The following is a 12,683-nucleotide window of genomic DNA, read 5'->3' as shown; positions in this document are numbered from 1 at the left end:
AGTTGAACGAAGGATGCGTCGTACGTCCTTCACAACCCATGTATGGAGGAAAACCTTGTCGGTCAGCCTTGGTATGCCGAAGCCCGCTCCCGCGGTTCTGTCCCCGCGTCGTAAGACCCGCCAGTTCAAGGTGGGTTCTGTCGGTGTTGGTTCTGAATCTCCGATTTCGGTGCAGTCGATGACGACGACTAAGACCCATGACATTGGTGCGACTCTGCAGCAGATTGCTGAGTTGACCGCTGCCGGTTGCGATATTGTGCGTGTGGCGTGCCCGACTGATAAGGATGCGGAGGCTCTGCCCATTATTGCCAAGCAGTCCCGTATTCCGGTGATTGCTGATATTCACTTCCAGCCGAAGTACGTGTATGCGGCTATTCAGGCTGGTTGCGGTGCTGTGCGTGTGAACCCGGGTAATATCCGTAAGTTCGACGACCAGGTGAAGGAAATTGCGCAGATGGCTTCGGACCACGGCGTTTCTCTGCGTATTGGTGTGAATGCTGGTTCGCTGGATAAGCGTCTGCTGGAGAAGTACGGTAAGGCTACTCCGGAGGCTTTGGTTGAGTCTGCTGTGTGGGAGGCGTCGCTCTTTGAGGAGCACGGTTTCCGTGATTTCAAGATTTCTGTGAAGCATAATGACCCTGTGGTGATGGTGGAGGCGTACCGTCAGCTGGCTGAGCGCGGTGACTGGCCCCTGCACCTGGGTGTGACTGAGGCTGGTCCGGCGTTCCAGGGCACCATTAAGAGCTCGGTGGCCTTCGGTACTTTGCTGTCTCAGGGTATTGGTGACACTATTCGCGTGTCGCTGTCTGCTCCTCCGGTTGAGGAGGTGAAGGTGGGCACCAAGATTCTGGAGTCACTGAACCTTCGCCCCCGCAAGCTGGATATCGTTTCTTGTCCGTCGTGTGGTCGTGCGCAGGTGAACGTATGGGAGCTTGCTGAGAATGTGACGAAGGGCCTGGAGCATATGAAGGTTCCGCTGCGTGTTGCCGTGATGGGTTGTGTGGTGAACGGTCCGGGTGAGGCTCGTGAGGCTGACCTGGGTGTGGCGTCCGGTAACGGTAAGGGCCAGATTTTCGTGAAGGGTGAGGTCATTAAGACCGTGCCTGAGGATCAGATTGTTGAGACTCTGATTGAAGAGGCTACCCGTATTGCTGCTGAGATGGAGGCTTCGGGCGAGTATGTTCCTGAGGGTTCCCCGGCTGTTTCGGTGAGCTAGTTAGCTTTTGTGCGCGGAGGCGCCCTGGTGAGGGCGCCTCCGCGCTTTTCCGGTTATGGTGGTGGCAGGCTCGGTGATTGCCGCTGCTGGTTGTGGCCGCATGATCCGGCTACCTTTTAGGGATCACATGTCCCCGTATTTTCACTCAATTTTTATCACTCGTTCTCTATCACTCAACCACTCAACACGTCATGTTCACTCTTTTTTCTCGCCGCCGTAAAGCTAATCGTGCCCGGCGTGCTGCTGTTTCGTCTGCTGCTGTTTCGTCGATGGATTCTTCCCCTATGCCTAATCGCGTGAAGGAACACGTTTTTGCTCTGGATGCTCGGTGGTGCGATGAGTTGGAGGAGGCCCTGTTCAGCGACCCGGTCCCGAATCTGTATTCCATTGAGCATTATTTGGCGTGTCCTCTTCCGGTGAGGTCCCCGCGTATTCCGCTGCACTACTATCAGGGTTTTGTGGGTTGTGAGCGCGATGGGCAGTTGTGCTGTGTGCTGCTGTTGGGTTCGAATGTGGTGCCGGTGCGATTGTGCGGTGCCGCAGTTGAACACATTGGACATGATGCGGATTCTCATGGCGCTGAAGTGCCGGATGCCCCCTCCTTGGACACTCCCACCCTGGACGCGACGGCGCTTGCGCATCGTGACGCGCTGGCTCAGCTACTGCTACAGGTGGGTTCTCGCCTGGAATCCATGTTCGGTGAGAGCGCCTTCGTGATGCCCTTGTGGACGCGTATGCAGGAGCTGTGCGAGCAGACTCGGGGCGGTAAGAGTCCGCTACTGCCGATGCGGCAGCTGAGCCTGCGTGACGGTTGCGATCACCGTGCGCGGGTTTTGTCGGAGCGCCCCAATCAGCCGCTGCTGTATCTGCCACCGGAGAAGGACCTGGCCCGCTTCTACACTGTGGAGCTTCCTGAGCTGCCGGCGCACCTGCCCGCGCCCCTCAAACCGGGGGAGAGCCTCGCCGGTGCTTTCCAGCTCAGCGGTGAGGCTGCCGGGTATGCGCGCCTCGCCACCTCCGCGGATCTGGGGGAGCTTCTACCTGCTGCAGCGGCCATGTTCACCGAGGAGGTCGGCTTCGACCCGATTGCCCGCTACGGGGACGGTTACGCGGGGCGCCTGCGTATGCTCATTGCCGGTCAGCGCAGCGCCATTGTCACCGATGTGAACGGGCGCATCATCTTCAAAGCGGATGCGGGCATCGTGAATCTGGATGTCGCGCAGGTGCAGGGTGTGTGGCTGCACCCGGACTACCGCGGCTACGGTCTGGCTAAGCCGTTCTTTGCTGCCGCCGTGCAGCTTCTGCAGCACCGATACCCGCACTTGAGCCTGTACGTGAACGACTACAACGCCCGCGCTCTTGCCATATACCGGGGGACCGGTTGGGAACAGATTGGGCAGTTCTCGACCATCATTTTTGAGCGCTAAACACGCCGAACCCTAAAACGCTATAAAATTAAAGACGATTGTGCCTTTTTCTCGGCTTACCTGGTGAGCAATGGGCACCCTACCTAAACCTATCGACCTTTCAAGGAGAATCGTGGTACTTCGCCTTTCCAACCTCTTCGTGCGCACTCTGCGCGAGGATCCCGTAGACGCTGAGGTCGCCAGCCACAAGCTGCTGGTCCGCGCCGGTTACATCCGCCGCGCAGCCCCCGGCGTGTACACCTGGCTGCCCCTGGGCCTGAAGGTACTGCGCAAGGTCGAGAACATCATCCGCGAAGAGATGGACGCCATCGGCGCGCAGGAAGTCCACTTCCCCGCACTGCTGCCCCGCGAACCCTACGAGGCAACCAACCGTTGGGATGAGTACGGCGATAACCTCTTCCGCCTCAAGGACCGTAAGGGCGCAGACATGTTGCTGGCACCCACCCACGAGGAAATGTTCACCCTGCTGGTGAAGGACCTGTACTCCTCCTATAAGGACCTGCCGCTGTCCCTGTACCAGATTCAGACCAAGTACCGCGATGAAGCGCGCCCCCGCGCGGGTCTGCTGCGCGGCCGTGAGTTCGTCATGAAGGACTCCTACTCCTTCAACATTGATGATGAGGGCCTGAACGAGGCGTACATGGCGCACCGTGCCGCCTACCAGCGCATTTTCGACCGCCTGGGTCTGGAGATTGTCATTGTGACCGCACAGTCCGGTGCGATGGGTGGCTCCCGCAGTGAAGAGTTCCTGCACCCGACCCCCATCGGTGAGGACACTTTCGTGCGTTCCGCGGGCGGCTACGCGGCTAATGTTGAGGCCGTGACCACCGTGGTTCCCGAGGAAATCGAGATTACCGAGGGCACCCCGGCCGCAATCGTTCTGGACACCCCCGACTCCGTCACCATTGAGACCCTGGTGGAGCGCATGAACGAACTGTACTCCGAGGTTACCGGCGGCACTCTGGATGCTTCGCAGACCCTCAAGTGCTTCCTGGGCGCCGTCATCACCCCCTCTGGCGAGCGTAAGGTCTTCGCCGTGGGCGTTCCCGGCGATCGTGCCGTGGACCTGGGCCGCGTTGAGGTCAACATCGGCACCCTGCTGGGCATCGGCGGCGAGGTTGAGGTTGAGGCAGCCAACGAAGAGGACCTGAAGGCATTCCCGCAGCTGGTTAAGGGCTACATTGGCCCCGGCCTGAGCCTGGATGCGCCTCTGCTCGGCGCGCATACCGAGGACGAGGATGCGGTGGCTTCCGCAACCGGCATTCCCTTCTTCGTTGACCCCCGCGTGGTGCGCGGTACCCGCTGGGTGACCGGCGCGAACGAAGAGGGCAAGCACGTGGCTAACCTGGTCTTCGGCCGCGACTTCAGCGCCGACGGCGTGATCGAGGCGTGCGAGGTACGCGAAGGCGACCCGGCACCGGACGGCTCCGGCGACCTGGTGGCAGCCCGCGGCATCGAAATGGGCCACATCTTCGCTCTGGGACGCAAGTACGCTGAGGCACTGGGCCTGAAGGTCCTGGACCAGAACGGCAAGCTGCAGACCGTGACCATGGGCTCCTACGGTGTCGGCGTGACCCGCGCACTGGCCGCCATCGCCGAGGGCAACCACGACGAGAAGGGCCTGATCTGGCCGCGTAACCTGGCACCGGCAGACGTGCATATTGTCATCACCGGCAAGGATGCAGCATCCCACGAGTACGCTGAAGAACTCAGCGCATCCCTGGAATCCGCCGGCCTGCAGGTCATGCTCGATGACCGTCCGAAAACCAGCCCCGGAGTGAAGTTCGGCGACGCCGAGCTGCTGGGTGTGCCCACCATCCTGGTGATTGGTCGCGGCTTCAAGGACGGCGTGCTGGAGCTCAAGGACCGCCGCAGCGGTGAGGCTCGCGAGGTGTCCGTCGAGAATGCGGTGGCTGAGGTCATCGCTGAGGTCAAGGGGGAGTAGCCGTGGCGTATAAGCCGAAGCGTTCTGGCTCTAAGAAGAGCGCCCCGAATGCGCGCGCTCGCCGTGCCGCATCCCGCGTAGCGAATGGTGTGAACACTTCCCGTACTCGCGCTGAGAGCGAGCCCGTGGTGGAGGCACCGGTTCGCGTGGGTACCCGTGCGATCCGTGAGGAAGAGGTTGCCGAGGCGATTGCTCCGGTTATCTCCGAGTTCTCGCTGGTGCTGGAGGACCTGAAGATTTCGGGCCCGGCGGCGAACCGTACCGTGAAGATTACGGTGGACTACACCACTGAGCGTACCGATTCGCTGTCGCTGGATTCCCTGGCGGAGATTTCCGGTGCGATTTCGAGCGCCCTGGACCGTGCGGATGAAAACGATGAGTTCTTCCCCTACGAGCTGGAGGTGTCCTCGCCCGGTGCTACCCGCTCCCTGACCGAGCGTCGCCACTGGGAACGTGCCCGTACCCGCCTGATTGCGGTCACCGCACCCGACGGCACTGAGTACCTGGCGCGTCTGCACGAGGTGCAAGACGAGGGTCCGGTGCTGGCTCGTAAGAAGAACACGAAGAAGGGTCAAAAGGAGTCCTACCACGAGCCGAGCTTGCTTCCGTGGGAAAATATTGCTTCTGCTCACGTCGAGATTGACTTCAATTCGTCTGCTGAGCCGGTAGAATAGAGTTATTAAAGCTTCAGGCACGGGGTTCTCCGTGCCAGGTAGATACCGTTCGGGAGCCGGGGCGCATTCAGCGTCCCGGCGCCGTGCTAACTGGGAAAGGCTGAAAAGCGTGGAGGATATTAAAACTATTGACCTGGGCGCACTGCGCGCATTGGCGAAGCAGCGCTCTCTCGTCATGGAGGAGCTCTTCACCCTGGTTGAGAACGCCCTGCTGCTTGCGTACATGAAGCAGCCTGGCGCTATTAAGGGCTCTCGTGCCGTCATCGACCACACCACCGGTGAGTTCGTCATTCTGGCTCCTGAGCTTGATGAGGACAACCAGAAGATTGACGAGTTTGACGATACCCCGAACAACTTTGGCCGTATCGCTGCCGCAACCGTCCGTCAGGTGCTTTCGCAGCGTCTGCGTGACGCTGAGGACGCATCTGTTCTGGGCGAGTTCAAGGACCGTGAGGGCACCCTGGTGTCTGGCGTGATTCAGCAGGGCAATAACCCGCGTATGGTTCAGGTTGACCTGGGCACCGTTGAAGCTGTTCTGCCTAGCAATGAGCAGGTTCCGGGCGAGAAATACCCGCACGGCGCCCGCCTGCGCGCCTACCTGGTTGAGGCTCGCCGCGGCCCCAAGGGTCCCTCGATTGTGGTTTCTCGTTCGCACCCGAACCTGGTTCTGCGTCTGTTCGAGCACGAGGTTCCCGAAATCTCTGAGGGCTTGGTGTCTATTAACTCCATCGCACGTGAAGCTGGCCACCGCTCTAAGATTGCTGTGTCCGCGAAGAACCCGACCATTAACGCTAAGGGTGCGTGCATCGGCGATATGGGTGCCCGCGTGCGTGCGGTTGCTGCCGAGCTGAACGATGAGAAGATTGACATTGTCGACTACTCGACCGATCCGGCCACCTTCATCGCTGCGGCACTGTCCCCGGCGAAGGTCACCGAGGTCATTATCGAGAACCCGCGTGAGTACTCCGCTCGTGCGGTGGTTCCGGATGATCAGCTGTCCCTGGCTATCGGCCGTGAGGGTCAGAATGCACGTCTTGCAGCAAAGCTGACTGGCTGGCGTATCGATATTCTCTCCGAGTCCAAGTACGCTCAGGTTCGTGCTGAGGAAGAGGTGGCAGCACGCGTGGCTCGTAGCCTGGCTGAAGAAGCAGCAGAGTACGCACAGGACGCTGAATAAGTATTAGCCCCGGTGAGGGGTGTATCCCTTTGATGCAGGCGTAGGATATTGGGCAGTAAGGTGCCCGGTGTTTTTGCGCCTGCGTCACAGTTTTGCCCATGATTCTTAAAAACGGGATACACTATTAAGATGTGCCGGTGTGTAACCGGGCGCTTTAACGTGCCCTCACACACCGGATAGACCATCACGAATGTACCGCGAACGCGGTTCTACACACGCTAGAGAGGGGAGAGACCATGAGCGATCACGACCTCACTGCAACCTCCGAAGCGTTTGAAGGACCGATCCGCACCTGCATCGGATGCCGTGCCCGCGATGAACAGCGCAAGCTGCTACGCATCGCCCGCACACCCGTCACGTCTGCTACAGAGCAGGCGGACACCCCGCCCTATCAGCCCGATGTGGCGGGAACTATGCCCGGACGAGGCGCTTGGATCCATCCGAGCGAAAAATGCGTAGCCGCTCTACAGAAAAAGAACGGTCTGGCGCGCGCCTTCAAAAAAGCGGTCCCTGCAGCACAGCTGCAGGCGTGCTGTGAGCAGATTCGAGCCGTGATTGCGGGCTCGACCCCCTCATAGATGCTTTTCGGGTATATGCCCTCTATAAGTCAACGAGTTTGACGACTTCTTATCTGAAAGCGAGTCAGAAAACTGATGGATATCTAATGAGTGCCGCGAAATGAGTGCCCTTTCGTGCTCACCCACCGGCAATTTCACGAATTGGCGCGCCTTCGGGCGTGCACCCCGTAAACATTAGTGTCCGCACCATTCCCGGTGCGGACCGGGAATGGAGAAAATTTGGCTCAGCCTCGAGTACACGAGTTTGCTAAAGAGGTAGGCGTTCCTTCTAAGGAAGTTATCGCCAAGCTCAAGGATATGGGCGAGTTCGTTAAGAGCTCCTCTTCCACCCTGAACCCCATGGTTCTGAAGAAGCTGCGCGCGGAATTCCCTGCCGCAGCCGCTAAGCCTGCCGCAAAGGCAGCACCCGCGGAGTCGGCAGCTAAGCCGGCACCTAAGCCCGCAGCGGCAAAGCCTGCTGTTAAGCCGGCACCCAGGCCTGCAGCTAAGCCCGCCGCAAAGCCGGCAGCAGCAGCACCCAAGCCCGGCGGTCCCCGCCCGGGTAACAACCCCTTTGCATCCCAGCAGGGCATGGCACGCCCCGAGGCTGCACCGAAGCCGGCAGCGCCCAAGCCTGCTGCACCGAAGCCCGGCCCCAAGCCCGGTCCTCGCCCCGGTAACAACCCCTTCGCATCCCAGCAGGGTATGAAGCGTGGCGGCGGTGACTCCCAGCGTTCCGGCGGTCCCCGTCCGGCACGTAACGGTCGTCCCGGCGGCAACGGTGGCGCACGTCCCGGCGGTAACGGTGGTCCCCGCCCCGCAGGTGGCGCACGTCCCGGCGGTAACGGTGGCCCCCGTCCGGCAGCTGGCGCACGTCCCGGTGCACCCCGTCCGTCCGGCGGTGGCGCGCGCCCGAACCCCTCGATGATGCCCAAGGTTTCCAACGTTGGTGGCGGCGCGTCTGGTTCCAACAACGGCGGCGGTAACGGCGGCGGCGCACGTCGCGGTGGCGGTTCCGGCGGCTTCAACCGCGGTCCGGGTCGTCCCGGCCCCGGCGGTCGCGGTAATGCACAGGGTGCATTCGGTCGCGGTGGCTCCAAGCGTAAGGGTCGCAAGTCCAAGGCAGCTCGCCGTCATGAGCAAGAGCAGCTGAACGTACCGGCACCCGGTGGCGTGGTTGTTCCTCGCGGCGACGGCTCGACCGAGATTCGTCTACGCCGCGGCGCGTCCATCATGGACTTCGCTGAGAAGATTGGCGCAAACCCGGCATCGCTGATTACGGTTCTCTTCCACCTGGGTGAGATGGCTACCCAGACTCAGTCCCTGGATGAGGAGACCTTCGAGCTGCTGGGTGCCGAACTGGGCTACTCGATTAAGATCGTTTCCCCGGAGGATGAGGAGCGTGAGCTGCTCGAGTCCTTCGACATCAACCTTGAAGCCGAAGCAGAAGCTGAGGGCGAGGATGTTCTGGAGGCTCGTCCCCCGGTCGTTACCGTCATGGGTCACGTTGACCACGGTAAAACCCGCCTGCTGGACGCTATCCGTAACACCAATGTCATTGAGGGTGAGGCCGGCGGCATTACCCAGCACATCGGTGCATACCAGGTCCACACCACCGTCGAAGGTGAAGACCGCGCGATTACCTTCATCGATACCCCCGGTCACGAGGCGTTCACCGCTATGCGTGCCCGTGGTGCGAAGGTCACCGACGTGGCAATCCTCGTGGTCGCAGCGGATGACGGCGTTATGCCTCAGACCGTTGAGGCACTGAACCACGCCCAGGCAGCTAACGTACCGATCGTGGTGGCAGTGAACAAGATCGATAAGGAAGGCGCGTCCCCGGACAAGATTCGTGGCCAGCTCACCGAGTACGGTCTGATCCCCGAAGAGTACGGTGGCGACACCATGTTCGTGGACGTCTCTGCTCGCAACGGTACCAACATCGACGAGCTGCTTGAGGCCGTCACCCTGACCGCTGACGTGCTCGAACTGACCGCTAACCCGAACAAGGAAGCACGCGGCGTTGCTATTGAGGCAAACCTGGACAAGGGCCGCGGTGCGGTTTCCACCGTCTTGGTTCAGTCCGGTACCCTGCACGTCGGTGACGCTATCGTTGCCGGTGTTGCTCACGGTCGTGTTCGTGCAATGTTCGATGAGAACGGTCAGGCTGTGAAGGAAGCTGGTCCGTCCCGCCCCGTTCAGGTGCTGGGTCTGTCCACCGTTCCTCGTGCAGGCGACACCTTCCTCTCCACCGAGGAAGAGCGTACCGCACGTCAGATCGCTGAGAAGCGTGAGGCTGCTGATCGTAACGCTCAGCTGGCTAAGCGTCGTAAGCGTGTGACCCTCGAGTCCTTCGACGCCGCTGTGGCTGAGGGCAAGATGGACACCCTGAACCTGATTATTAAGGGTGACGTCTCCGGTGCTGTGGAAGCACTGGAGGAGTCCCTGATGAAGATCGACGCCGGTGGCGACGAGGTTCAGTTGCGCGTCATCCACCGCGGTGTGGGTGCTATTACCCAGAACGACGTGAACCTGGCTACCGTGGACAACGCGGTCATCATCGGCTTCAACGTCCGCCCGGCAGAGCGCGTTGCAGAACTTGCCGACCGCGAAGGCGTCGAGATGAAGTTCTACTCGGTCATCTACCGTGCGATTGAGGAAATTGAGCAGGCCGTCAAGGGTATGCTCAAGCCCGAGTACGAGGAAGTGGAGCTCGGCTCCGCAGAGATCCGCGAGGTCTTCCGCTCTTCCAAGTGGGGCAACATCGCAGGTTCGATCGTCAAGAACGGCATCATCAAGCGCAACGCCAAGGCACGTCTGGTGCGCGACGGTTCCGTGGTGGCAGACAACCTCACCATCGAGTCGCTGCGTCGTTTCAAGGACGACGCTACCGAGGTTCGCGAAGGTTTCGAGTGTGGTATTGGCCTTGGTTCCTTCAACGACATCAAGGAAGGCGACATTATCGAGACTTGGGAGATGCGCGAAAAGCCGCGTGTCTAAGACTCACATGCTGATGCGCCCGTCGCCCGCTAGTGTTCCCGTACCCACAGGCTTCTAAAACTGGAGCTTGCGGGGCGGGCGCCGGCGGGGCGGGCGCTTCCGTATTACCTGGAACGCTTCCAAAGCACCTCGAGTGCCCACGGAAGCGCCACAACATTTCACCACGACATTTCAAGGAGAAACACATGGCTGATGCAGCCCGCGCGGCACGACTTGCCGACCGCATCAAGGTAATTGTGGCGAAGGCGCTGGAGCGTCGTGTTAAGGATCCTCGCCTCGGTTTTGTGACCATTACCGATGCCCGCGTGACCAACGACCTGCAGCACGCAACCCTCTACTACACCGTGTTCGGCTCCGAAGAGGACGCCGAAAACACCAAGAAGGCGTTGGAATCCGCTAAGGGTATTCTGCGCTCCGAGGTGGGCAAGAACATTACTGCCCGCCTGACCCCCACCCTGACTTTCGTCGCCGACGAGGTTCCCGAGAATGCCTTCCACATCGAGGCGCTTCTGCGTGAGACTCGCGAGCGCGACGCCGCCCTGGCTGCTGCAGCCGAGGGCGCGCAGTACGCTGGCGAGGCCGACCCTTACAAGAAGGATGAGCCTGCCGAGGGTGAGGACGCCTAAGTGGCGAAGAATCAACCTCAGGGCCCGTCCGGCCTGATGGTCATTGACAAGCCCGCTGGGATGAGCAGTCACGACGCAGTCTCTCAGATGCGTCGTATTGCTGGCACCCGGCGGGTTGGTCATGCCGGTACGCTGGATCCTGCCGCGACCGGCGTACTGATTCTGGGCATTAATAAGGCGACCAAGTTGCTGACCTACCTGGTTGGTCAGGATAAAACCTATGATGCGACGATTCGCCTGGGCATTGAGACGCTGACTGAGGACGCCGAGGGGGAGCACACTGCCGCACATCCGGATGCTGTTGAGGCGCTGACCGGTATGGACACTGAGCAGATGCGTGCGCACATCCTGGAGGCTGTGGCGCGGCTGAGTGGCGACATTCTGCAGGTTCCTTCTGCGGTGTCTGCTATCAAGATCAACGGTGTTCGCTCGTATGCGCGTGTGCGTAGCGGTGAACAGGTTGAATTGGCGGCGCGTCCGGTGACGATTAGTGAGTTCACGGTGCATTCTGTGACTGTCGGCTTTGCCGAGTACGTGATTGAGGACCCCGAGAATGAGGGTGAGCACACGGCAACCTCGGTTCCCGTGATTGACTGCGATGTGACGGTTTCGTGCTCTTCGGGCACCTACATTCGTGCCCTGGCGCGTGATTTGGGCAAGATTCTGGGCACCGGTGGCCACCTGACGGCCCTTCGCCGTACCCGTGTGGGTGCCGTGGTGCTTGAGGACGCCGCCGACTTGGCGCACTTGAAGCAGCGCCGTGAAGAGTCGGAGGCACCGCTGGAAGATTTGCCGTTGCTTCCCCTGGAGGAGGCGGCACGCCGCATCTTTGGTGCGCGTGAGCTCTCTGCTGCGGAGGCAAGCGATATTTCCTACGGACGCCGTATTAGCCCCAGCGGTGATGGTTTCGTGGTGAAGCGTTCCGTGCACCCGAGTGCGGATGAGTCTGGTGCGGTGCAGCATGCCAGCGTTGAGGGTATTGTGGCGGGCTTTGCCCCGGACGGCACCCTGGTTGCCCTCCTGGAGAATAAGAAACAGCGCGGAAAGGTTCAGGCTGCCCCGGTACTGGTTTTTGAGGCGAATCGTTCCTTCAACTAGGTGTTGAGGCATTATGATGGGCGAAGAGGGTTCGGTGTTTGCACCTAACCCAAAGCTGATTCCTCAAGCCTGATTGATTCAGCGCCTGTTGAACGTGAGCCCTTATTCATTCAACACGCTAACGTAATACAACCCCCGAACACACATGACTACTCGTGCGGGTGCCACCCGGCCCTGCTGAAGGAGAGAAAATGAGCGAGAACCAGAGCTCCGCTAATAAGGCGAGTGAGCCTCGTACTGCGCCGGTACCCCGCGTAGAGTTTGCACAGGCTGAAGCTACCGCATCCAGGGCTGCTGCTCAGAGCGGTGCCGCGAAGGTTGCCGGTGCTAAGACTGCTGAGCCTATTTCTGCGGTGAAGGCACCCGAGGGTGTTCGCGTGGCCGCACCGGCGTCCGGCGATAAGGCGTCGCAGAAGGCGGAGAAGAAGGCAACCCGCGAGGCGTTTGTCCGCCCCAAGAGCATTGAGGAAGCGGCTAAACCTCAGAATCGTGCGGCGTTTCGTGCGGCGGTGGCGCTGTACGGTCTGTTCATGATTGCGTACGGTGTATGGCAGGTTCTGGGTGGTATCCGCGTCATTCCGGATGCGCCTGCAGATTTTACGAACCCCTCGGTGCAGTCGAACTACGTGTTCTTCGCGGCAACCTATGTGGGTGTGGGCCTGTCATTCGTGTTCATTGCCCTGAAGTTCAAGTGGGTGAACATGCTCGCGTTCTCCTGCCTGGTGGTTTTCCTGGGCGGCGTGGGTCGTATCCTGGCGTGGGTGTTCTTTGGTACCCCGCACTGGTCGCTGATCGTGCTGATGGTGACTGAGCTTGTGATTCCTCCGTGCCTGCTGGTGTGGTATAGCTGGATTAACAAGTCCAATAAGATTCGCGAGGAGATGCTGAAGGCTTCTCGTAGCCAGGCTCGTAAGTAGTCGTAACGCCCGGGAAGGTTCCTGCCGCACGGTGGGGTGCCTGCCC

At 60.5% G+C, this 12,683-nt stretch carries 10 protein-coding genes; all 10 read left to right on the top strand.

Annotated features, from left to right (window positions below):
• Window positions 1-73: 73 nt before the first annotated feature.
• The 10 genes from ispG to ACUXHH_RS06255 all read left to right on the top strand — a co-directional run bounded on the left by ispG (window position 74) and on the right by ACUXHH_RS06255 (window position 12,637).
• Window positions 74-1,216 (top strand): flavodoxin-dependent (E)-4-hydroxy-3-methylbut-2-enyl-diphosphate synthase, encoded by a 1,143-nt coding sequence (gene ispG, locus ACUXHH_RS06300; protein WP_044142245.1) that lies wholly within the window; start codon window positions 74-76, stop codon window positions 1,214-1,216.
• A gap of 191 nt (window positions 1,217-1,407) precedes the next feature.
• A complete protein-coding gene (locus tag ACUXHH_RS06295) occupies window positions 1,408-2,643 on the top strand; it encodes a GNAT family N-acetyltransferase (protein WP_458391052.1) in 1,236 nt (411 codons plus the stop codon).
• A gap of 112 nt (window positions 2,644-2,755) precedes the next feature.
• A complete protein-coding gene (locus tag ACUXHH_RS06290) occupies window positions 2,756-4,588 on the top strand; it encodes a proline--tRNA ligase (protein WP_458391051.1) in 1,833 nt (610 codons plus the stop codon).
• Window positions 4,589-4,590: 2 nt separating this feature from the next.
• Window positions 4,591-5,262 carry a ribosome maturation factor RimP gene (locus tag ACUXHH_RS06285; RefSeq protein WP_279754372.1) on the top strand — a complete coding sequence of 224 codons (672 nt, stop codon included), beginning with the start codon at window positions 4,591-4,593 and terminating at the stop codon, window positions 5,260-5,262.
• Between the two features lie 109 nt (window positions 5,263-5,371).
• Window positions 5,372-6,439 (top strand): transcription termination factor NusA, encoded by a 1,068-nt coding sequence (gene nusA, locus ACUXHH_RS06280; RefSeq protein WP_279742042.1) that lies wholly within the window; start codon window positions 5,372-5,374, stop codon window positions 6,437-6,439.
• A gap of 236 nt (window positions 6,440-6,675) precedes the next feature.
• A complete protein-coding gene (locus tag ACUXHH_RS06275; RefSeq protein ID WP_279742043.1) occupies window positions 6,676-7,017 on the top strand; it encodes a YlxR family protein in 342 nt (113 codons plus the stop codon).
• A 219-nt stretch (window positions 7,018-7,236) separates the two neighbouring features.
• Window positions 7,237-9,996 (top strand): translation initiation factor IF-2, encoded by a 2,760-nt coding sequence (infB, locus tag ACUXHH_RS06270; RefSeq protein ID WP_279789190.1) that lies wholly within the window; start codon window positions 7,237-7,239, stop codon window positions 9,994-9,996.
• Between the two features lie 185 nt (window positions 9,997-10,181).
• Complete coding sequence (gene rbfA / locus ACUXHH_RS06265; RefSeq protein WP_279754375.1) at window positions 10,182-10,622, top strand: 30S ribosome-binding factor RbfA; 441 nt, start codon at window positions 10,182-10,184, stop codon at window positions 10,620-10,622.
• A complete protein-coding gene (gene truB / locus ACUXHH_RS06260; RefSeq protein ID WP_458391050.1) occupies window positions 10,623-11,720 on the top strand; it encodes a tRNA pseudouridine(55) synthase TruB in 1,098 nt (365 codons plus the stop codon).
• A gap of 191 nt (window positions 11,721-11,911) precedes the next feature.
• Window positions 11,912-12,637, top strand: a complete 726-nt coding sequence (locus ACUXHH_RS06255; RefSeq protein ID WP_279742047.1) for a DUF4345 domain-containing protein — start codon at window positions 11,912-11,914, stop codon at window positions 12,635-12,637.
• The last annotated feature ends 46 nt before the right edge of the window (window positions 12,638-12,683 follow it).

The sequence above is a fragment of the Rothia sp. 110740021-2 genome (assembly GCF_054263775.1).
This window is presented reverse-complemented; position numbering and strand designations above follow the sequence as displayed.

What these genes read in the sequence shown, in the direction of transcription:
- ispG (WP_044142245.1), top strand. Translation starts at nt 74, where the DNA reads ATGCCGAAGCCCGCTCCCGCGGTTCTGTCCCCGCGTCGTAAGACCCGC.
- ACUXHH_RS06295 (WP_458391052.1), top strand. Translation starts at nt 1,408, where the DNA reads ATGTTCACTCTTTTTTCTCGCCGCCGTAAAGCTAATCGTGCCCGGCGT.
- ACUXHH_RS06275 (WP_279742043.1), top strand. Translation starts at nt 6,676, where the DNA reads ATGAGCGATCACGACCTCACTGCAACCTCCGAAGCGTTTGAAGGACCG.
- rbfA (WP_279754375.1), top strand. Translation starts at nt 10,182, where the DNA reads ATGGCTGATGCAGCCCGCGCGGCACGACTTGCCGACCGCATCAAGGTA.
- ACUXHH_RS06255 (WP_279742047.1), top strand. Translation starts at nt 11,912, where the DNA reads ATGAGCGAGAACCAGAGCTCCGCTAATAAGGCGAGTGAGCCTCGTACT.